The following is a 20,926-nucleotide window of genomic DNA, read 5'->3' on the forward strand; positions in this document are numbered from 1 at the left end:
CGCAGTCAAAATTAAAGAAAATAGGATGCCTCTTAAAGGTAAATCAAGAGAATGAAGTTTGAACTCAAGGGATTAGATCAGGAAAGTAAAGCTAGAGCAGGAGCTATCACTACAGATCATGGTGTTATAGAAACGCCTATTTTTATGCCGGTAGGTACAGTGGCATCTGTAAAAAGTGTACATCAGCGTGAACTTAAAAATGATATTAATGCTGATATCATTCTTGGTAATACTTATCATTTATACCTGCGTCCACAGACTCAAATATTAGAGCAAACGGGAGGTTTACATAAGTTCATGAACTGGGATAGGCCTATTTTGACGGATTCTGGTGGTTATCAGGTATATTCCTTATCAGATAATAGAAAGATCATTGAAGAGGGTGTAAAGTTTAAATCGCATATTGACGGTTCTTCGCATTTCTTTTCTCCAGAGTTCTCTATGGATATCCAGCGAAGCATCGGTGCTGATATTATCATGGCATTTGATGAATGTACTCCATATCCTTGTGAGTATAATTATGCCAAACGATCTATGCACATGACACATCGTTGGCTAAACAGATGTATAGATCACCTAAAGAAAACCCCAGAAATTTACGATTATAAGCAGACATTGTTTCCTATAGTACAAGGTAGTGTGTATAAAGATCTTAGAAAGCAATCGGCTGAATATATAGCTTCTGTTGAAGCTGAAGGTAATGCCATTGGTGGACTCTCTGTAGGCGAGCCCGCAGAAGAAATGTATGCTATGACTGATGTAGTTTGTGAAATTTTACCAAAAGATAAGCCTAGGTATTTAATGGGAGTAGGTACTCCTATTAACATTTTAGAGAATATAGCGCTTGGTATTGATATGTTTGACTGTGTTATGCCTACGCGTAATGCACGTAACGGTATGCTGTTTACTGCACATGGAACAATCAATATTAAAAACAAAAAATGGGCAGATGATTTTTCACCTATTGATGAAATGGGTATTACCTACGTTGATACAGAATATTCAAAAGCATACTTACGCCATCTATTTATATCTAAAGAGTATTTAGGAAAACAAATAGCTTCCATTCATAACTTAGGTTTTTATTTATGGTTGGTAAGAGAGGCTAGAAAACATATCTTAGCAGGAGACTTCACTTCATGGAAGAATCAAATGGTAAAACAGATGGATAAACGTTTGTAATACGTGCGAAAACTAGATAGATACATACTCAAAAAGTACTTAACGTCTTTTGTTTTTACACTTTTAATTCTATTACCAGTAGCGGTAGCTATTGATGTATCTGAAAAAATAGGAAAGTTTCTGGCAAATGCGGAGTTAACATTTTCTGAGATCGTAAATGACTATTACATTCCGTTTATGATTAATTATGGAAATACGTTTATGCCTCTGGCATTATTTATTTCTACCATTTTATTCACTTCTAAACTGGCAAATGACACAGAGATTGTTGCTATTCATAGTGCGGGAATTTCATTTAAACGATTTTTAAGACCATACATTATTGGTGCTACGATTATAGCTGTTATAGCTTTATTTGCTAACCACTTTATAGTGCCTCAAACCAATGGAAAATTTGAAGACTTTAAGGAGCAATATACCAGAAGGAATAAGAAATCAAAAACACAAGTAAGTCAGGTTAACTTGCAATTAAATGAAACTGATTTTGTGTATTTTAGAAACTTTGATTTAAAGCGCAACTTCGGATATAATTTTTCTTTTGAGCACTTTGAAGGCTTACAATTAAAGTATAAGCTTATTTCAGATAATATTCGTTATAATACAAAGGATTCTACCTATACATTGAACAATTATAAAAAGCGTATAGTAGGAGTAAAAGGCGATAGCATTGAAACCGGTAGAAAGTTAGATACAACCTTTAGTTTTTTTCCTAAAGATTTATTGTATGTTGATTATTTGGCGAGAAAAATGCCATCACATGAATTAAAAGAACATATAGCACAATCTTCAAAAAGAGGAGTGAAGAATCTAAACCAATACAAGGTAGAATTGTATAAACGCACAAGTCTACCAATTTCTTCATTTATATTAACCATTATAGCTGTTGCTTTAGCTTCTAAAAAGCGTAGGGGAGGCTTGGGCATTAATTTAGCCATTGGAATTACCCTAATGTTTATTTATGTGTTTTTTATGAAAGTATCTGAAGTTATAGGTGCTAGTGCTTCTTCTAATGCATTATTTATGGTTTGGTTGCCCAATATTTTATTTGGTATTTTAGCCACCTACCTATATGTTAATGCAAAACGCTAATCTCAAACACAATCTTCATTTACATGTATTAGTTTTTATTGCGGGCTTTACCGCAATACTTGGCGAGCTTATTTCTATAGAAGCATTTTCATTGGTTTGGTATAGGATGTTGATTGCAGGCCTGTTAATGTTTGTATATATCAAACTAGCAAAGATCAACCTAAACATTACACAGAAGACTTTTTTTAAATTTCTCTTGGCAGGTGTAATTATAGCATTACATTGGATCACTTTTTTTGCATCTATTAATGCGGCTAATATTTCCATTGCATTGGCTATGTTCTCCACAGGAGCCTTTTTTGCATCTATTATTGAGCCTATATTTTATAGGCGGAGGGTACGAGTTTATGAGATTATTTTTGGACTTATTGTTATTCTGGGAGTATACCTGATTATTGATAGCGAAATAAAATATTTGGAAGGCATTTTATTAGGGATATCTTCGGCTTTCTTTTCTTCACTTTTTGCAGTGATTAATGGACGTTTTGTAGAAAAATATGATGCAAGTGTGATCTCATTTTACGAGTTTATAGGTGGTGTGGCATTTATCTCTATATATCTAGTCTTTGCAGATCAAGGTTTTAGTGCAGAATTCTTTGATCTTAGCAATTTAGATTGGATCTATATTTTCATTTTGGCTTCTGTTTGTACGGCTTATGCATTTATAGCGGCTGTGCATATTATGAAATATATAAGCCCGTTTACGGTGGTTTTGACCTATAATTTGGAGCCTGTATATGGCGTTATTCTGGCATTGTTGATTTTTGGAGAAAGCGAATATATGAGTCCTAAATTTTACTACGGAGCCATCCTAATTTTACTTACGGTTGTGCTGGATGCCATCATTAAAAGAAAGCCCGATTTACTGAATTCTAAAAGCTGATATTATCTAAACAAAGTTTATATCTTTGTACTACTAACTTAATAAACCCTGATGGAATACTTAGATTTTGAAAAACCAATACAAGAGCTTGAAGAACAGCTAGAAAAGTGCTTGTTAATTGGTGAAGAAAGTGATATTGATGTATCTGAAACCTGCGAGCAAATAGAGAAAAAGCTGCAGAAAGCAAAGAAAGATATTTATAAAAACTTAACTCCATGGCAACGCGTTCAGTTGTCGCGTCACCCAAATAGACCATATACCTTAGACTTCATAAGTGCCTTTACAAAAGGAACATTTATGGAATTGCATGGAGATAGAACAGTGCGCGATGATAAAGCCATGGTTGGCGGATTAGGGAAAATAGGAGATCAATCATTTATGTTTATCGGTCAACAAAAAGGTTATAATACTAAGACACGACAATATAGAAACTTTGGGATGGCCAATCCTGAAGGATATCGCAAAGCATTACGTTTAATGAAAATGGCTGAAAAGTTTGGTATTCCTGTTGTAACCATCATTGACACTCCTGGAGCTTATCCGGGATTAGAAGCTGAGGAACGTGGACAAGGAGAAGCTATTGCTCGTAACATTTTTGAAATGACCATTTTAAAAACACCTATTATTTCAATGATTATAGGTGAAGGTGCTTCTGGTGGTGCTTTAGGTATTGGTGTAGGAGATCATGTTTTGATGTTAGAAAATGCCTGGTACTCTGTAATTTCTCCAGAAAACTGTTCATCTATCTTATGGCGTAGTTGGGATCATAAAGAACAAGCTGCAGAAGCTTTGAAATTAACTGCCGCTGATAGTAAAAAACTAAAAGTTGTAGATGAGATTGTAAAAGAACCTTTAGGCGGTGCTCATAGCAATAGAGAAGAAGCATTTAAACTTGCTGAAAAAGCGGTTTTAAAAGCATTTAGTGAGTTAAAAGATATTCCATTAAAGAAATTAATTGACCAGCGAATGGATAAATACGCTAATATGGGCGTATTCAAGGGGTAATTTCCTAATTAAATTATGAAGATTCTTTCTACAGCACAGCTTTATGAAGCTGATAAAATTACCATTGAAAAAGGTAATATGACGTCAGCTGATCTCATGGAGCGTGCAGCAACATTATGCTTTCAATGGATTCACAATAGACTTCAAGGTAATACCATACCTATTTGTGTATTCTGTGGTACTGGTAATAATGGTGGTGATGGCTTAGTTATTGGTCGCCATTTAAAGCAGCATGGATATAATGTGCAGGTTTTTGTGGTAAATTGTAGTAATAAGCGTTCTCAAGATTTCTTGATTAATTATGAGCGTTTAAAGGAGTTGGGTGTTTGGCCAGAAATGATTACTTGTAAAACTGAGTTACCCGAGCTTCATAAAGATATGATGATCATAGATGCCATTTTTGGCTTAGGTTTAACAAGACCGCCTGAAGATGTGCTCAAAGAAGTGATTCAACATATAAATGCTTCTAATGCATATGTACTTTCTGTAGATGTGCCCTCAGGAATGTATGCTGAAAAATCAATAATAGATAGAGAAGCTGTGGTAAGGGCATATCATACACTTACATTTCAAACACCTAAACTGGCATTTTTGTTACCAGAAAACAATGAATTCATTAATACTTGGGATATCATTGATATTGGTTTAGATCCTGAATATTTATATAATGTTGAAGCAACTACTCATTTAGTTGGAAAGCAAAATCTGATTCCATTTTATAAATTCAGAAAAAAGTTTTCGCATAAAGGTGATTTTGGACATTCTTTAATTATAGGTGGAAGCTATGGCAAGATAGGTGCTGTTTCATTAGCTACCAAAGCTGCGTTTGCTGTTGGTAGTGGATTGGTAACAGCGTATATACCTAAATGTGGTTATGCTATACTACAATCTACTATTCCAGAAGCGATGGTAGAAACCGACGCTGAAACAGAAATACAAAATTTCAATTCAAAAGTTGATGCTACCGTTGTTGGAATGGGAGTAGGATTAGGCACTACTACAAAAACAGCAAATGGTTTTGCTAAATTTTTAAAAGAAAATAAAAAACCTTTGGTAATAGATGCAGATGGAATTAATTTATTAGCTAAGAAAAAGAGCTTATTAAAATTGATACCAGAAGGATCTGTGTTAACACCACACCCTAAAGAATTTGAACGTTTGGTTGGGGTCTGTAAAAATGATTTTGATAGACTCTCTAAGCTAAGAGAAATATCTTCCAAATATAAATTAGTTGTAGTTCTTAAAGGAGCGTATACAGCTATTGCCCATGAGGGTGTTCTTTATTTCAATACAACAGGAAATCCGGGACTGGCCACAGGAGGCAGTGGCGATGTACTAACAGGTATTATTACAGGTTTAATAGCTCAAGGCTATGGTTCTTTTGAAGCTGCCATACTAGGAGTTTATTTGCATGGTAAAACAGCTGAGTTGGCTATGGAAAATGAAGTGCTTGAAACGTTTACAGCATCTCATATTATAAATTACTTGCCAGATGCATTTAAACATTTGTTACAAAAAGAAGTACCACCTGCGCAAAATTCCCAAGAGCAAGAAGCACAAAAGTCAGATGCTCATCAGGTTAATACAAAAGCTTAGAAATCACTAAAAGTGACGTTCTACACTTTTTAAGTGGTACAATGATCTAGATATTCAACGACTCAAATAATTCTTCTAACCTAGGTTCAGAAGGTCTAGGAGCGTCAGCAGAAACGATATTTCCTTGAGGATCTATCAAAATAAATCGTGGTATACCTGTGATTCTATAGTCAGTAACAAACTTTGAGTTCCAGTCGCTATCTGCTAATATTTGATAACCACTCAGTCCACGTTCTTTTACCATTGTTTTCCACCTATCCTTATGCTCTTGTTTATCTATAGATAAACCTACAAAAGCAATGTTCTTATTCTCATACTTATGCTCTAAATCTTTTAAATAAGGAATTTCACGTTTACAGGGTCCACACCAGGTAGCCCAAACATCAATATATACGTACTTTCCTTTTAATTCATCTAAAGAAACGTTCTTACCTTGAATATCTGGATAATTAAATTTTGGTGAAGGTTTTCCTTTGCCAAGTGTAATCAGTAAGTCATGTTTTGAAGCATAGTTAGAATTCAAAAAGTTGACTAGTTGTTGATTTGATTTCTTTTCGTTCTCTATAATAGTAGAGTCTAAATCCTGGCCATTAGCTAAAAGACCATCTAATGTATTACTCAATGAAGCTACTTTTTTATCGAATTCAGGTTTCTCAAGAATGAAATATTCATTAAAGTTCATAAACTCACCATCTTCTTGAAGACGTAATTTATCAGCAAAATAGTTATTAGAACCTGCACCTAAGCCTGAAAATTGAATGGTTTTTACCAAATCGTTGGCGTCATATTCAACATTAATATTGTATCCATTCTTCAATTGAACAACCACATTTTGATCACCGTTTTTAAACATATAGAAACCATCTTCAACTTTTAAGGTATCCTTAAAATTGCCTTGTTCATCAATACCAATAGTTTTCTCAAATGAAGGATTGGCAATAATGATTTCTTTTACTTTAGGATTTGTGATTGTCCCCGAAAGGGTGACAAAATCTGTTGAAACAGTTTCATTTTTTTTACAGGATACGATTGCTGTAAACACCAGAATCGACATGAATAATTTCTTCATCGTATAGGTTTAATAGAATACAAAAATATAGAATAATTACATCTTAATGCACATTAAGACATAATAGTTCATTAAACCTTACAGCAATAAAATTATTTAATTTGAAGCTCCTGAAAAAGTGAGGTTAATTGCTTTTGAGAAGGACGTGGAGCGTAGGCATCTACTATTTTTCCTTCAGGATCTATTAAGATAAACCTTGGGATGGTAGTAATATTATAAGCTCTAATAAAATTAGAATACCAATCCTTATCAGCAATCAAATGTGTTCCCTGAAGCTGTTCTTTATTGATAAAAGCTTTCCACTTATCAGTATCTTTCTTGTAATCTACTGAGATACTCACAAACTGAATATTGTCGGTATACGTGTTTTGGATATCTTTTAAGTATGATATTTCTTCTTTACAAGGTTCACACCAAGTTGCCCAAATGTCAATGTAGGTATATTTACCACTAAAGTTTTTTAGGTTCAGAAGGTCGCCATTTATATCTTCAAAAGAAAAATCTGGAGACAATTTACCAGCGGAAATCAATGATTTCTCATTGTTTTTAGTAACTTCTTTACTGATGGTGAAGGAGAGAGTTGCAATTACTACAATAAGTAGTAAAAAATTTCTCAAACTTGTCATAATTAGCTGATTTAATTTGGTTTAGCCTATTAATATTAACGTAATATTTTCAAAATATTATATACCATCTACTTATATAACAATTTTATTGGCAAAATTCCTAGATTTGTTGACCTTTGATTAGCTAATTGACTAAATGAAAAATGTACATTTTATAGATGCTAATAAACTATATCTATCTGATATAGTGAGTATTGTGTCTGAAAATAAAAAAATAAAGTTGTCGGATACAGCTGTAAAAAAAATTGAACAAAGCAGAAACTACTTAGATCAAAAAATTTCTGAGAGTGATAGACCAATTTATGGCATAAACACTGGGTTTGGTGCGCTTCATAATGTTAAAATATCTTCTGAAAACCTTACTTTACTTCAAGAAAACCTGGTTATGTCGCATGCATGCGGTACTGGTGATGAGGTACCCCATGAGATTGTGAAGTTGATGCTTCTTTTTAAAACTCAATCCTTAAGTTATGGTTTTTCTGGGGTTCAGTTAACTACTGTAAATAAGTTAATTGACTTTTATAATAAAGATATTTATCCTGTAATTTATACGCAGGGCTCTTTAGGAGCTTCAGGTGATTTGGCACCTTTGGCACATTTGGCTCTGCCATTAATTGGAAAGGGTGAGGTAGTGTATCAAGGAGAACGATTTTCTGGTGAAGAAGTACTAGAAAAGTTTGGTTGGCAAAAAATAGCATTACAATCAAAAGAAGGTTTAGCATTATTAAATGGAACACAGTTTATGAGTGCTTATGGCGTTCATATCTTGTTGAAGGCTTTTAAGTTATCCTATTTGTCAGATTTAATTGGCGCTATTTCATTGGATGCTTTTAACGGACGTATAGAGCCTTTTAATGAGTTAATTCATTTAATTCGCCCGCATAACGGACAGCTAGAAGTGGCGAAGCGTATCAAAGAATTTCTGGATGACAGTGAAATCATATCGCAAAAGAAGAACCATGTGCAAGATCCTTATTCTTTCAGGTGTATGCCTCAGGTGCATGGTGCTAGTTTAGACACCTTGGAATTTGCGCGAAAAACGTTTGAGACAGAGATTAACTCTGTGACTGATAATCCTAATATTTTTACACATGAAGATGCCATTATATCGGGCGGTAATTTTCATGGGCAACCGTTGGCTTTAGCATTTGACTATTTGGCAATTGCCATGTCTGAATTAGGAAATATTTCTGAACGCAGAACATTTCAATTAGTTTCAGGGTTGAGAGGTTTACCAGCGTTTTTGGTATCAAATCCGGGATTGAACTCAGGGTTTATGATCCCTCAGTATACTGCTGCCAGTATTGTGAGTCAGAACAAACAACTGGCAACACCGGCTTCTGTTGATTCTATTGTTTCTAGTAACGGGCAAGAAGATCATGTAAGTATGGGTGCTAATGCTGCCACAAAAGCAAAAAGAGTGGTAGATAACTTAGAAACTATATTAGCAATTGAATTATTAAATGCAGCTCAAGCACTGGAATTTAGAAAACCTTTAAAATCGTCACCATTTATAGAGTCATTTATACAAGCGTATCGTCAAGATGTTGAATTTATTGAAGAGGATGAAGTATTGCATGATGATATACAAGCTTCGCTTGAATTTATTCAGTATTTGGTAATAGATTCGGAAGAATTATTTTAATAAAGTGACTTAGCCACAGTTTTTACAAAGCTGAGGTGGTCTTCTAGAAGTTACTCTATTAAACGCAATAGGCTTTTGACATTTTTGGCAGGTAGCATATTCTTCATTATCAATGCGTGCCAACATCATCTTTAATGCTTTTAATTTATGTTCAATAACTTCAACTCTGCGCTTTGTTGTAGTTATATAAGCGCCGCTACTCAAACTTGCATGAGCTTGCGCATGTTTTTTATATTCAGATATTGAATTATATGTACTTTCAATTTCTTGTACAATTCTCTCTTGAAGGGATTTATGAGCGCTCATTTATTTGGGGTTTACTCGCTAATTTTCAAGGTTCAATATACAAAAAAGAAAACAACATTTTCTTTGCTTAATCTTCAACCAAAGTATAATGACCATGGATACATAGCCATTTTCCATTTTCTTTTACAAAGATTCTGGTGGACTTTCCTCGTGTAGCAAAAGGTGTTCCGTTGGTGGAACCACTATCTGACCAATAATAAGTAATGAAAGCAGTGTTTCCGTTTATGGTAACCTTAGGATCATGCATTTCGGTATGAATAGGTGTAGAACTTTCAACCCACGCTTTAATTCCTTTTAGTTCTGCTTCCTTGCCAGAACGCAATACGGAGTTGTATTCTCCAAATTGCGTAAAGTCTTTATGTACGTGAGATGCGTAGCGCTTCATATCTCCTTTTTCAATAGCATCCCACATATCTATTAAAGTTGATTTGATCAGTTGTTTTTCTTGGTTGATATTGACTTTATCTTTAGCACAAGAAAATAATATAATCGAAAGAAATAAAATTTTAAGGATACTATTCATCTATCAAATTTGTAAGGCCTTATTTTTAATCTATATCTCAAAATATGTAACTGTTGATTTGTCATTCCTGCGAATGCAGGAATCCAGTTTTTGCAGTTCAGTCTAGATTCCTGTCTTGCCGGAAATGACATAAATGTAAAAAAATCCCTCCTAAAAAGGAGGGAAGTGATTTATTCTTTTTCTTCTGTGGCTTTCTTTGCCTTTTTAATCTTAATGGTGAGTTCTTCTTTTTCCTGATCTAGATCCATAAAGATCGTATCGTTCTCTTTGAGTTTAGAGCTTACAATCTCTTCCGCCAAGGCATCTTCAATATACTTTTGAATTGCTCTCTTAAGTGGACGCGCACCATATTGCTTGTCAAAACCTTTATCGGCTATATAATCTTTAGCTTTATCGCTTAAATTTAAGGTATAACCAAGTCCATCAATACGCTCTAATAACTTCTCTAACTCAATATCAATGATCTTATGAATGTCTTCTTTCTCCAAAGGATTGAAGACAATTACATCATCAATTCTATTTAAGAATTCCGGCGCAAAGCTTTTCTTTAATGCATTTTCTATTACGCTTTTTGCCATAGCATCTGCCTGCTCTTTTTTAGAAGCCGTGCCAAAACCAACACCAGTACCAAAGTCCTTCAATTGACGCGCTCCAATATTGGAGGTCATAATGATAATTGTATGTCTAAAGTCTATCTTTCTTCCTAAACTATCCGTAATATAACCGTCATCAAGTATCTGCAAGAGCATATTAAATACATCAGGATGCGCTTTTTCTATCTCATCTAGAAGCACAACAGAATATGGTTTACGACGAATCTTTTCAGTTAATTGACCACCTTCTTCATAACCTACATATCCGGGAGGTGCACCAATTAAACGAGAAATGGCAAATTTTTCCATGTATTCGCTCATATCTATGCGTACTAAAGCATCTTGAGAGTCAAATAACTCTCTTGCCAATACTTTTGCCAATTGCGTTTTACCAACGCCGGTTTGACCTAAGAAAATAAACGAACCGATTGGCTTATTAGGATCTTTCAATCCAACTCTATTACGCTGAATGGCTTTTACTACTTTTGAAACGGCTTCGTCTTGACCAATAACTTTGCCTTTAATTAAATTATGAAGATCGGCTAGGCGTGCACTTTCTGCTTCAGCAATTCTATTTACAGGAATACCGGTCATCATAGAAACTACTTCTGCTACATTATCTTCGGTCACTGTTTCCTTATGTAATTTCGACTGATCTTCCCAGGCTTTTTGAGCAGCGGCCAAATCTTTTTCTATACGTTTTTCATCATCACGAAGTCGAGCTGCCTCTTCATATTTTTGACTCTTTACTACGCTGTTTTTAAGCTCTCTAACTTCCTCTAGTTGCTTTTCTAGTTCAAGTACTTGTTTGGGTACAACAATGTTAGTAATATGAATTCTTGAACCGGCTTCGTCTAAAGCATCGATCGCTTTGTCTGGTAAGAATCTATCTGTCATGTAACGATTCGTAAGCTTCACACATGCTTCAATTGCCTCATCTGTAAAAGTTACGTTATGGTGATCTTCGTATTTATCTTTGATATTATTCAGAATCTGAATGGTTTCTTCAACAGATGTTGGCTCTACCATTACCTTTTGGAAACGACGCTCTAAAGCACCATCTTTTTCAATATTCTGTCTAAATTCATCCAAAGTGGTCGCACCAATACATTGAATTTCGCCACGTGCTAATGCAGGCTTGAACATATTTGAAGCATCTAATGATCCTGTAGCGCCACCGGCACCAACAATGGTATGAATCTCATCTATGAATAAGATAATATCATCATTCTTTTCTAACTCATTCATCAATGCCTTCATTCGTTCTTCAAACTGACCGCGGTATTTAGTACCAGCTACCAAACTAGCAAGGTCTAAAGAAACAATACGTTTATTAAAGAGTATTCTTGATACTTTACGCTGTATAATACGTAATGCCAACCCTTCCGCAATTGCTGATTTACCAACTCCTGGCTCACCAATTAAAATAGGATTGTTCTTCTTTCTCCTACTTAAAATTTGTGAGATGCGCTCTATTTCTTTTTGACGACCAACAACAGGGTCAAGCTTACCTTCTTCGGCTAAAGCCGTTAAATCGCGTCCAAAATTATCGAGAACAGGTGTTTTTGATTTTTTACTGGCCTTACTTCGTTGAGTTCCTCCACCATCACCGCCTTCAAACGGATTTTGTTTTGGAGTATCAAAATCATCATCAGTCTCCGCCTTTGGGGAAATCTCAATGTCATCATCTAAGAATAACTGACTGAATACGTTCTTCACTTCATCATAATCAATATCAAATCTGTTCAGCAGCTTAGTAGTAGGATCATTTTCGTTTCTGAGCACACAAAGTAATAAGTGCGCAGTACTTACGGCTTTACTCTTGTATAGTTTTGCTTCTAAAAATGTTGTTTTTAATGCTTTTTCGGCTTGTTTTGTAAGGTGAAGGCTTTTCTTGTCGTTGCCATCAATAGCTTGGGAATTTGCCGGACTTAGCCCTTCTATCTTCTTTCTCAACATCTCCAGATCAACATCAAGGGCCGTCAATATATCTATTGCTTCGCCATTAGCTTTGCGAAGTAATCCCAACATAAGATGCTCAGTTCCAATAAAGTCATGCCCCAATCTAAGGGCTTCTTCTTTACTGTAGGCAATTACATCTTTTACTTTTGGTGAAAAATTATCGTCCATATATCGTATTTATTGTCGTAAAATTAGTAGAATTTTTTAATATTCATTACAAAAGTTATGCCCATCTATTAACAGTGACGTAATGTCATGTAAAACAGCATATTTACTGGTGTTAATTGTTAATAAAAACTGTTAATAAAACACGCTTTTTTTGCTTTTTAAAAGGTGTATTTATTGTAAATTGCTCCGATTATAAAAACGAGTAAAACCAAAAGAAAATTATATGGCAGAAGGTGAAAAGTTAATTCCTATTGCAATAGAAGATGAAATGAAGTCATCATACATTGATTATTCAATGTCTGTGATTGTATCTAGAGCATTACCAGATGTAAGAGATGGCCTTAAACCTGTTCACAGAAGGGTGTTGTTTGGTATGCATGAGTTAGGAATACGAGCCACAGGTGCACATAAAAAGTCGGCAAGAGTAGTTGGAGAAGTATTAGGTAAGTATCACCCTCATGGTGATACATCTGTATATGATGCTATGGTGCGTATGGCTCAAGATTGGAGTATGCGCTATGAAATGGTAGATGGACAAGGGAATTTTGGTTCCCCAGATGGCGATAGTCCTGCAGCAATGCGTTATACTGAGGTTCGTATGCGAAAGATATCAGAAGAAATGTTGGCTGATATTGAAAAGGATACTGTAGATCATCGCCTGAATTTTGATGATACTTTACAAGAACCTACAGTCTTACCTACCAGGATACCAAGTTTATTGGTTAATGGTGCTTCTGGTATAGCCGTTGGTATGGCCACCAACATGGCACCACATAATCTTTCTGAGGTGGTAGATGGTACGGTTGCATATATAGATAATAATGCTATTGAAATTGATGAGTTGATGCAACACATCAAAGCACCTGATTTTCCTACGGGAGGCACTATTTATGGATACGATGGCGTAAAAGATGCTTTTCATACAGGTCGTGGTCGGATTGTAATGCGTGCAAAAACTGTTTTCGAAGAGATTAATGGTAGAGAGTGTATTGTCGTTACGGAGTTACCTTTTCAAGTAAATGGTGCTGATTTAATGAAAAAAACGGCTGATTTAGTTAATGATAAGAAAATAGAAGGTATTGCTTCATTGAGAGATGAGACGAGTAGGAAAGGGCGCCGTTTGGTATATGTATTGAAGCGTGACGCAATACCAAATATTGTTTTAAATAAGTTATTTAAATATACAGCACTTCAGACATCGTTTAGTGTTAACAATATTGCATTGGTTAATGGTAGACCAGAAATGTTAAATCTGAAAGATTTAATCAAGCACTTTGTAAACCATAGACATGATGTAGTAGTTCGTAGAACAAAATACGAATTAGCAAAAGCAGAAGCCAGGGCACATATTTTAGAAGGGTTGATTATTGCATCAGACAATATTGATGAAGTAATTAAATTAATACGTGCTTCTGCCAATGCAGATGAAGCTCGCGAAGTGTTGATAAAACGTTTTGAATTGTCAGAAATTCAAGCTAAAGCAATAGTTGAAATGAGGTTACGTCAGCTTACTGGTTTAGAACAAGATAAACTAAGAGCTGAATATGAGGAGATTATGAAGTTGATTGAAGACCTCAAAGATATACTAGCTGATGAATCACGTAGAATGTCTATCATCAAGGAGGAATTATTACAAATTAAAGAAAAATATGGTGATGAGCGTAGATCAGTAATTGAATACGCAGGTGGAGATATGAGTATTGAAGATATGATTCCTGATTCTAAAGTAGTAGTAACCATTTCTCATGCAGGTTATATTAAAAGAACCAACCTAGATGAATATAAAGTTCAAAATAGAGGCGGACGTGGTCAAAAAGGTGTTGCTACACGGAATGAAGACTTTCTAGAGCATCTATTTGTAGCTACAAATCATCAATATATGTTATTCTTTACCCAAAAAGGTAAAGTATTCTGGATGCGTGTGTATGAAATACCTGAAGGAAATAAGACATCTAAAGGTAGAGCTATTCAAAACCTGATTAATATTGAGCAAGACGATAAGGTAAAAGCCTTTATATGCACACAGGACCTTAAAGATGAAGAGTACATCAATAACAATTATGTAATCATGGTGACCAAGAAAGGTCAAACCAAGAAAACATCTTTAGAGCAATATTCTAGACCACGAACAAATGGTATCAATGCTATTACCATTAAAGAAGGTGATGAATTACTTGAAGCCAAGTTAACAGATGGAAATAGTCAGATCATGATTGCTGTAAAATCAGGTAAGGCTATTCGTTTTGAAGAAGCAAAGACAAGACCAATGGGTAGAAATGCTTCCGGTGTTCGAGGCATCACCTTAGCTAATGATCAAGACGAGGTTATAGGAATGATTTCTGTGAATGATATGGAGAGTAATATATTAGTAGTCTCTGAAAATGGATATGGTAAACGTTCTTCTCTTGATGATTATAGAATTACCAATAGAGGAGGAAAGGGTGTAAAGACTATTAATGTTACAGAAAAAACAGGTAATTTAGTGGCCATAAAGAATGTAACTGATGAAGATGATCTTATGATCATTAATAAATCAGGCATTACAATTCGTATGGCAGTAGCTGATTTACGTGTAATGGGACGTGCCACACAAGGTGTACGCTTAATTAATATTAAGGGCGATGATTCTATTGCTGCCGTTGCCAAAGTAATGCATGAGGAAGATGAAGAAGGCGAGAATTTAGAAAATGGCACGGAAATTGAAAATGACCAGTCAGAACAAACAACAAACAATCAAGAATAATTAATTAAAACTAAAAAATGAAAAAACTAGTACTAGTGCTGATGGCAATGTCTTTAGGATTGTCTGTATATGCACAAAAAGACGAATTAAAAGTCGCTGAGAAAGCATTGAAAGGCGGTGATGCTGCTGCTGCTAAATCTGCGATTGAACAAGCAGAAGGTAAGCTTGAAGATAAATATAAAGCTAAATTCTACTTTTTAAAGGCTAAGACTTACTATGATATGGCTAAAAAGAATCCTGCAAATGCTGAAGCTTATCAAACTGCTGCTAAGTCATTTCAAGATTTAATGGATTTTGAAAAACAATCTGGTAAGAAAAAGTACACTGCAGAAGCACAGCCTATGTTACAGCAATTGATTGGTGACGTATCTAATAAAGGTATCAAAGAATACCAAGCTAAAGATTATAAGAATGCTAAGGAATCTATGTATCAAACATATTTATTGAGTCCTAAGGATACGGCATTTTTAGAGTATGCTGCAAATGCTGCTTATTTAGATAAAGATTATGATAATGCGTTTAAGCATTTTACCACGTTAAAAGACTTAGGTTATACAGGTATTACAACCAAATACACCGCTGTAAATGTTGAAACTGGTGAACGTGAGGATTTAGGATCTAAAGTACAACAAGACTTGATGGTAAAATCTAAGCAATATAAAGAGCCTAAAACAGAAGTTTCTGAATCAAAAAAGGCGGGCATTATAAAAAATATAGCCTATGTTTTAGTTGAAAAAGGTGAAGTAGAAAATGCTATTGCTGCAGTAAAAGAAGCGAGAGAAGCTGACCCTAGTGATACGAACTTATTAATGACTGAAGCTAATTTGTTGCTAAAACTAGATAAGAAAGATGAATTTGCTGTTTTAATGAAAGAGGCTATTGAAAGAGATCCAAATAATCCATCTTTACATTTTAATGTAGGTGTTATTAATGCTGAGCAAGGTAAGTTAGAAGAGGCGAAAGCTAATTATAAAAAGGCTATTGAGTTAGATGAAAAGTATACAGATGCCTATATCAACTTAGCGGCTGCTATGTTAGAAAAGGATAAGGAATATGTTGAAGAAATGAACAATAACTTGAGCAACTTTAAAAAATACGATGCTATTAAGGCGAAGCAAGTTGAGTTATATAAAGAAGTAATTCCTGTGTATGAAAAAGCATTTTCTATTAAGAAAGAAAAAGATGGAAAGCCTGATGTAGATATAGCAAGAACTTTGATGAGTCTTTACGAAAATATTGGTATGGATGACAAGTTTAAGGAAATGAAGGAAATCTGGGATGCTTCCAGAGGATAAATTATCTATTATAAATAATAAAAAACCCGCTTTTGAGCGGGTTTTTTAATTTTATATGATCTTTTTTATAACACGTAACTTGTGTGTATGTCTTCGTAATTCCTCATTAAAAATACCACTCTGGTCTAAACGATCAATTCTAACTTTACCACTAGCATGAATAATATAATTATTCGCCATAATAATTCCTACATGAATGATCTCCCCATCTTTATTATCAAAAAAAGCTAAATCGCCTGGTTCACTCTCTTCAATAAAACTTAATACTTCGCCTTGAGTAGCTTGCTGCGATGCATCACGTAATAATTGTACTCCGTTTACTTTATACACCATTTGGGTCAGCCCAGAGCAATCGATTCCTAAAGGTGTTTTTCCTCCCCATAAATAAGGAGAGTTTAAGTATAAAAAAGCTGTTTTTACAATTGTATTCTTAGACAATTTGCCAGATATGATTGATGCGTCAGTTGTGTAAGTAACCCCATCAATTTCAAAAGAATTATTCTGGTAGAACGGAAGTGTAACACCTAAAGAAACTGGTATTAGTTGCTTTGAAGATTCATTAGTTACAAAATCTACTAATTGAGTAGTTACGGTTATAGTATCTTTATCAAGTTTTTTATAATAGTCTTTAGAAATTTTAAGAAACTGCTTTTCATCTACCCAACCTTCATACAAATCATAAGCAAGTCTGATTTTTCGCCATTGTTTAGACTTTTCTATGACTTTAAAATGTTCCCCAAATAAAACTTGTGAGACCATTTCACTTTTATCACTGGGTTCAATCCTTAAAGGAATGACACTTAAATTACAAATTCCGTATGGCATCAGTTATATCAGAGTCTTTCAATTACAACAGCACTAGCTCCTCCACCTCCGTTACAAATAGCAGCAGCACCTAATTTAGCATTGTTTTGCTCTAAAACATTCAGTAAAGTGATTAGAATACGTACACCTGAACACCCTAATGGATGTCCTAATGAAACAGCACCACCATTTACATTTACATTTCTATCAGAAAGTCCTAATATTTTCATATTGGCAAGTCCAACTACAGAAAAAGCCTCATTAAATTCAAAGAAATCAATATCATCTAATGTAACATTTGCTTTTGCTAGGGCTTTTGGTAACGCCTTAGCGGGAGCTGTTGTAAACCATTTAGGCTCCTGAGCAGCGTCTGCATAACTTTTTATTATTGCTAAAGGCTTTAAGCCTAATGCTTTTGCTTTTTCTGAAGACATCAATACCATAGCACCGGCGCCATCATTTATAGTTGAAGCATTTGCTGCTGTAACTGTACCTTCTTTGGTAAATGCAGGTCGTAATGATGGTATTTTTTCCATCTTTACATTTTTATACTCTTCATCTTCAGAAACAATTATAGGCTCACCTCTACGTTGAGGCACCTCTACGGGTACAATTTCATTGGTAAATTTACCATCAGACCACGCCTTCGCTGATCTTTCATATGATTGAATAGCAAATGCATCTTGTTCTTCACGTGAAAATTCGTACTTTTCAGCGCAGGCATCCGCACAAACACCCATAGCGGTTTGATCATATACATCAACCAAACCATCCTTTTGCATACCGTCTTCCATCTTTGCAGGACCAAACTTGGTTGCACTTCTAGCATGATAGTAATGGGGAATTAGACTCATATTTTCCATACCTCCTGCAACCACAATATTTGCATCGCCTAAGGCAATTGCCTGAACACCTTGCATCACAGCTTTCATTCCTGAAGCGCAAACTTTATTTACAGTAGTACATGGTACTGTATCAGGAATACCTGCATAGATAGCAGCTTGTCTAGCAGGTGCTTGACCAGTACCGGCTTGAACAACATTACCCATTAATACTTCTTCTACATGTTCAGGATCTAAATTAATTTTATTTAAAGCACCTTTTATAGCTATAGCACCAAGTCTGGGGGCAGGTACAGCTGATAATGCACCCATAAAACTACCTATAGGTGTTCTAACGGCCGACACAATTACTACTTCTTTCATACTATTTTAAGTAATAAATTGACTTATTTTATGAAGTCAAATTTGGATTAATTAAGTTGCTGCGAATTTAACCATTTTTGCCAAAACAGAGCTTTTGAAGACTATATAATCTTTACAACTATTATACGTTAAATTTATGTAGTTTTGAGACTAACTAAGCGCCGGTAAATGAAAGACTTCATTAATAAGCTCTATCAGAATCACTCGCTGATTTATAAGATAGTTCTATTTAGCATTACTGCCTTTGCTATTGTATATCTTTTTCCAAAAAGTGGGCATTTTGGATTGGATATACAAAAAGGGAAGATTTGGCAATCAGATAATTTGTACGCTCCCTTTGATTTTGCAATCCAAAAATCTGAAGATGAAATAGAAGAGGAGAAGGAAACTGTAGAAGCTAATAAACAACTATATTTCTCATATAACAAAAGCGTAGAACAACGTTCTAAATCAAACTTTTCACAACAAATAGCTGTAAATATACCTGATAGTGTGTTTACTAGTACCAATAAAAGAAATGCTATTAGGCACGCTGAAAAATTATTAAACACCATTTATAAGTCGGGTTATTTAGAAAATGATGATGTTAATAGAGCTACAAAAAAACAATTGGTCAATTTAAGAACAGGTAATGAAGTCAGACAACTCATTTTTGATAAATTTTTCACGCAACAGGAGTTGAATGCTTTAATTGATAACCATTTTAGAAGCAGTAATCATGAACGTTTGAAACCGTATTTCAAATCTGTGTATGATGAAGTACTAGAGCCTAATGTGTATTATGATAATGAATTTACTCAAAAAGTGCTTGATGAAGAGCTTAATAAGATATCATATACCAAAGGGCTGGTTTCAGCCAATGAACGAATAATCTCTAAGGGAGATGTGGTTGAAGGTAATAAATATGAAATACTTGTTTCACTTAGAAATGAGTATCAGTCACAGTTGTGGAGTAAATCAAATTATAATTGGATTGTTTTTGGGTATATCATTTTAGTAGCCTTGGCTTTATTAATGCTATTATTGTTTATCAAGCAATATAGACCTTGGGTTTTTGAAAACAATACAAAAATTACCTTCATATTTTTTAATATACTATTGATGGTAATGCTGGTTACGTTTGTAGTACGTTATAGAGTATCTTATTTATATGTAGTACCGTTAATTATATTGCCTATAGTACTTAAAGCATTCTTTGATGCCAGATTGGGTTTATTTACCCATGTATTGACTGTCTTACTGCTTGGGTTTATAGTGCCTAATAGCTTTGAGTTTATCTTTTTGCAAATAATTGCCGGTATTGTTACAGTTCTTACCATATCTGAGCTTTATAAAAGAGCAAATCTATTTATATCAATAAGTAAAATCACGTTGGTCTATATGGTGGCTTATTTTGCTTTTTCTATAATTCAAGAGGGTAATGCCAGTAAAATGAATTGGGAATATTTTGGATTGTTTGCTCTAAATGGAGTGCTATCATTTTTATCCTTGCTGTTAATTCTCATTTATGAAAAGACTTTTGGTTTGGTTTCAGATGTTTCCTTATTAGAACTATCGAATACTAATTCAAAATTACTTAGGGAATTGAATGAAAAAGCACCGGGCACCTTTCAGCATTCTATGCAAGTAGCTAACCTTGCTGAGGCCTGTGCTATTGAAATAAATGCTAATGCCATGCTAGCTAGAACTGGAGCCTTGTACCATGATATTGGTAAAATGTTGAACCCTATGTATTTTACTGAGAATCAAACTACCAATGTAAATCCGCATAATGATCTTACACCTAAAGATAGTGCAGAGATCATCATTAATCATGTAATTCATGGTATTGAGTTGGCAAAAAAGAATGGTTTACCTGATAGAATTATCGATTTTATTAGAACACACCATGGAACGAGTCAGGTATACTACTTCTATATGAAACAAAAAGAATTGAATCCTGAATATGTAGATATTGAAGATTTTACCTACCCTGGGCCTATACCATTTTCAAAAGAAACTGCCATTTTAATGATGTGTGATGCTGCTGAAGCTGCTTCTAAAAGTATAAAGGAGCCTACAGCGCAATTAATTGATGAATTGATTGAAAAAATAGTTTCTACCCAGATGAAAAATAATCAGTTTATGAATGCTGATATTACTTTCAAAGAAATTGAAACAATTAAAAAAGTCATTAAGAAAAAATTGAACAATATTTACCACTTACGAATAGAATATCCTGAATAAAAGAGT

Annotated in this window: 16 protein-coding genes; 9 read left to right on the forward strand and 7 right to left on the reverse strand. The window is 34.5% G+C overall.

Annotated features, from left to right (window positions below):
• Nucleotides 1–51 precede the first annotated feature (51 nt).
• Genes tgt through AC1EU5_RS11050 form a run of 5 tightly spaced genes read left to right on the forward strand, consistent with a single transcriptional unit; the run spans nt 52 to nt 5,755 of the window.
• The gene (tgt, locus tag AC1EU5_RS11030; protein ID WP_480192445.1) at nt 52–1,182 is read left to right on the forward strand and encodes a tRNA guanosine(34) transglycosylase Tgt; all 1,131 of its coding nucleotides are present in this window, start codon (nt 52–54) and stop codon (nt 1,180–1,182) included.
• Between the two features lie 3 nt (nt 1,183–1,185).
• Complete coding sequence (locus AC1EU5_RS11035) at nt 1,186–2,271, forward strand: LptF/LptG family permease (protein ID WP_480192446.1); 1,086 nt, start codon at nt 1,186–1,188, stop codon at nt 2,269–2,271.
• Nucleotides 2,258–3,154, forward strand: a complete 897-nt coding sequence (locus tag AC1EU5_RS11040) for a DMT family transporter (protein WP_480192447.1) — start codon at nt 2,258–2,260, stop codon at nt 3,152–3,154. The genes AC1EU5_RS11035 and AC1EU5_RS11040 overlap by 14 nt, the downstream gene beginning before the upstream one ends.
• A 51-nt stretch (nt 3,155–3,205) precedes the next feature.
• Nucleotides 3,206–4,159, forward strand: a complete 954-nt coding sequence (locus AC1EU5_RS11045) for an acetyl-CoA carboxylase carboxyltransferase subunit alpha (protein ID WP_480192448.1) — start codon at nt 3,206–3,208, stop codon at nt 4,157–4,159.
• A gap of 15 nt (nt 4,160–4,174) precedes the next feature.
• Nucleotides 4,175–5,755 (forward strand): NAD(P)H-hydrate dehydratase, encoded by a 1,581-nt coding sequence (locus tag AC1EU5_RS11050; RefSeq protein WP_480192449.1) that lies wholly within the window; start codon nt 4,175–4,177, stop codon nt 5,753–5,755.
• Between the two features lie 46 nt (nt 5,756–5,801).
• Here the strand turns inward: AC1EU5_RS11050 and AC1EU5_RS11055 are convergent, their stop codons facing one another.
• Both AC1EU5_RS11055 and AC1EU5_RS11060 read right to left on the reverse strand, forming a co-directional pair.
• Nucleotides 5,802–6,824, reverse strand: a complete 1,023-nt coding sequence (locus AC1EU5_RS11055; protein WP_480192450.1) for a TlpA family protein disulfide reductase — start codon at nt 6,822–6,824, stop codon at nt 5,802–5,804.
• A gap of 92 nt (nt 6,825–6,916) precedes the next feature.
• A complete protein-coding gene (locus AC1EU5_RS11060) occupies nt 6,917–7,450 on the reverse strand; it encodes a TlpA family protein disulfide reductase (RefSeq protein ID WP_480192451.1) in 534 nt (177 codons plus the stop codon).
• A gap of 136 nt (nt 7,451–7,586) precedes the next feature.
• Here AC1EU5_RS11060 and hutH point away from each other — a divergent pair, with 136 nt between their 5' ends.
• Nucleotides 7,587–9,095, forward strand: a complete 1,509-nt coding sequence (gene hutH / locus AC1EU5_RS11065) for a histidine ammonia-lyase (protein WP_480192452.1) — start codon at nt 7,587–7,589, stop codon at nt 9,093–9,095.
• Between the two features lie 9 nt (nt 9,096–9,104).
• Here hutH and AC1EU5_RS11070 read toward each other — a convergent pair whose 3' ends face one another.
• The 3 genes from AC1EU5_RS11070 to AC1EU5_RS11080 form a co-directional block, all read right to left on the reverse strand.
• A complete protein-coding gene (locus tag AC1EU5_RS11070) occupies nt 9,105–9,401 on the reverse strand; it encodes a hypothetical protein (RefSeq protein ID WP_480192453.1) in 297 nt (98 codons plus the stop codon).
• A 67-nt stretch (nt 9,402–9,468) separates the two neighbouring features.
• Nucleotides 9,469–9,924, reverse strand: coding sequence for a YybH family protein (locus tag AC1EU5_RS11075; protein ID WP_480192454.1), 456 nt, complete (start codon nt 9,922–9,924; stop codon nt 9,469–9,471).
• A 170-nt stretch (nt 9,925–10,094) separates the two neighbouring features.
• Nucleotides 10,095–12,647: an ATP-dependent Clp protease ATP-binding subunit gene (locus AC1EU5_RS11080; protein WP_480192455.1), complete on the reverse strand. Its 2,553-nt coding sequence runs from the start codon at nt 12,645–12,647 to the stop codon at nt 10,095–10,097.
• A 223-nt stretch (nt 12,648–12,870) separates the two neighbouring features.
• On the opposite strand from AC1EU5_RS11080, the gene gyrA reads away from it, so the two are divergent.
• Both gyrA and AC1EU5_RS11090 read left to right on the forward strand, forming a co-directional pair.
• Nucleotides 12,871–15,390: a DNA gyrase subunit A gene (gene gyrA, locus AC1EU5_RS11085; protein WP_480192456.1), complete on the forward strand. Its 2,520-nt coding sequence runs from the start codon at nt 12,871–12,873 to the stop codon at nt 15,388–15,390.
• Nucleotides 15,391–15,407: 17 nt separating this feature from the next.
• Nucleotides 15,408–16,685: a tetratricopeptide repeat protein gene (locus tag AC1EU5_RS11090; RefSeq protein ID WP_480192457.1), complete on the forward strand. Its 1,278-nt coding sequence runs from the start codon at nt 15,408–15,410 to the stop codon at nt 16,683–16,685.
• A 51-nt stretch (nt 16,686–16,736) separates the two neighbouring features.
• Here the strand turns inward: AC1EU5_RS11090 and AC1EU5_RS11095 are convergent, their stop codons facing one another.
• Nucleotides 16,737–17,510 (reverse strand): C40 family peptidase, encoded by a 774-nt coding sequence (locus AC1EU5_RS11095; protein ID WP_480192458.1) that lies wholly within the window; start codon nt 17,508–17,510, stop codon nt 16,737–16,739.
• Between the two features lie 8 nt (nt 17,511–17,518).
• Nucleotides 17,519–18,694 (reverse strand): acetyl-CoA C-acyltransferase, encoded by a 1,176-nt coding sequence (locus tag AC1EU5_RS11100; RefSeq protein WP_480192459.1) that lies wholly within the window; start codon nt 18,692–18,694, stop codon nt 17,519–17,521.
• Nucleotides 18,695–18,862: 168 nt separating this feature from the next.
• Between AC1EU5_RS11100 and AC1EU5_RS11105 the strand changes: the two genes are divergently transcribed.
• Nucleotides 18,863–20,920: an HD family phosphohydrolase gene (locus tag AC1EU5_RS11105; protein ID WP_480192460.1), complete on the forward strand. Its 2,058-nt coding sequence runs from the start codon at nt 18,863–18,865 to the stop codon at nt 20,918–20,920.
• Nucleotides 20,921–20,926 lie beyond the last annotated feature (6 nt).

The sequence above is a fragment of the Maritimimonas sp. 2405UD52-3 genome (genome assembly GCF_056591715.1).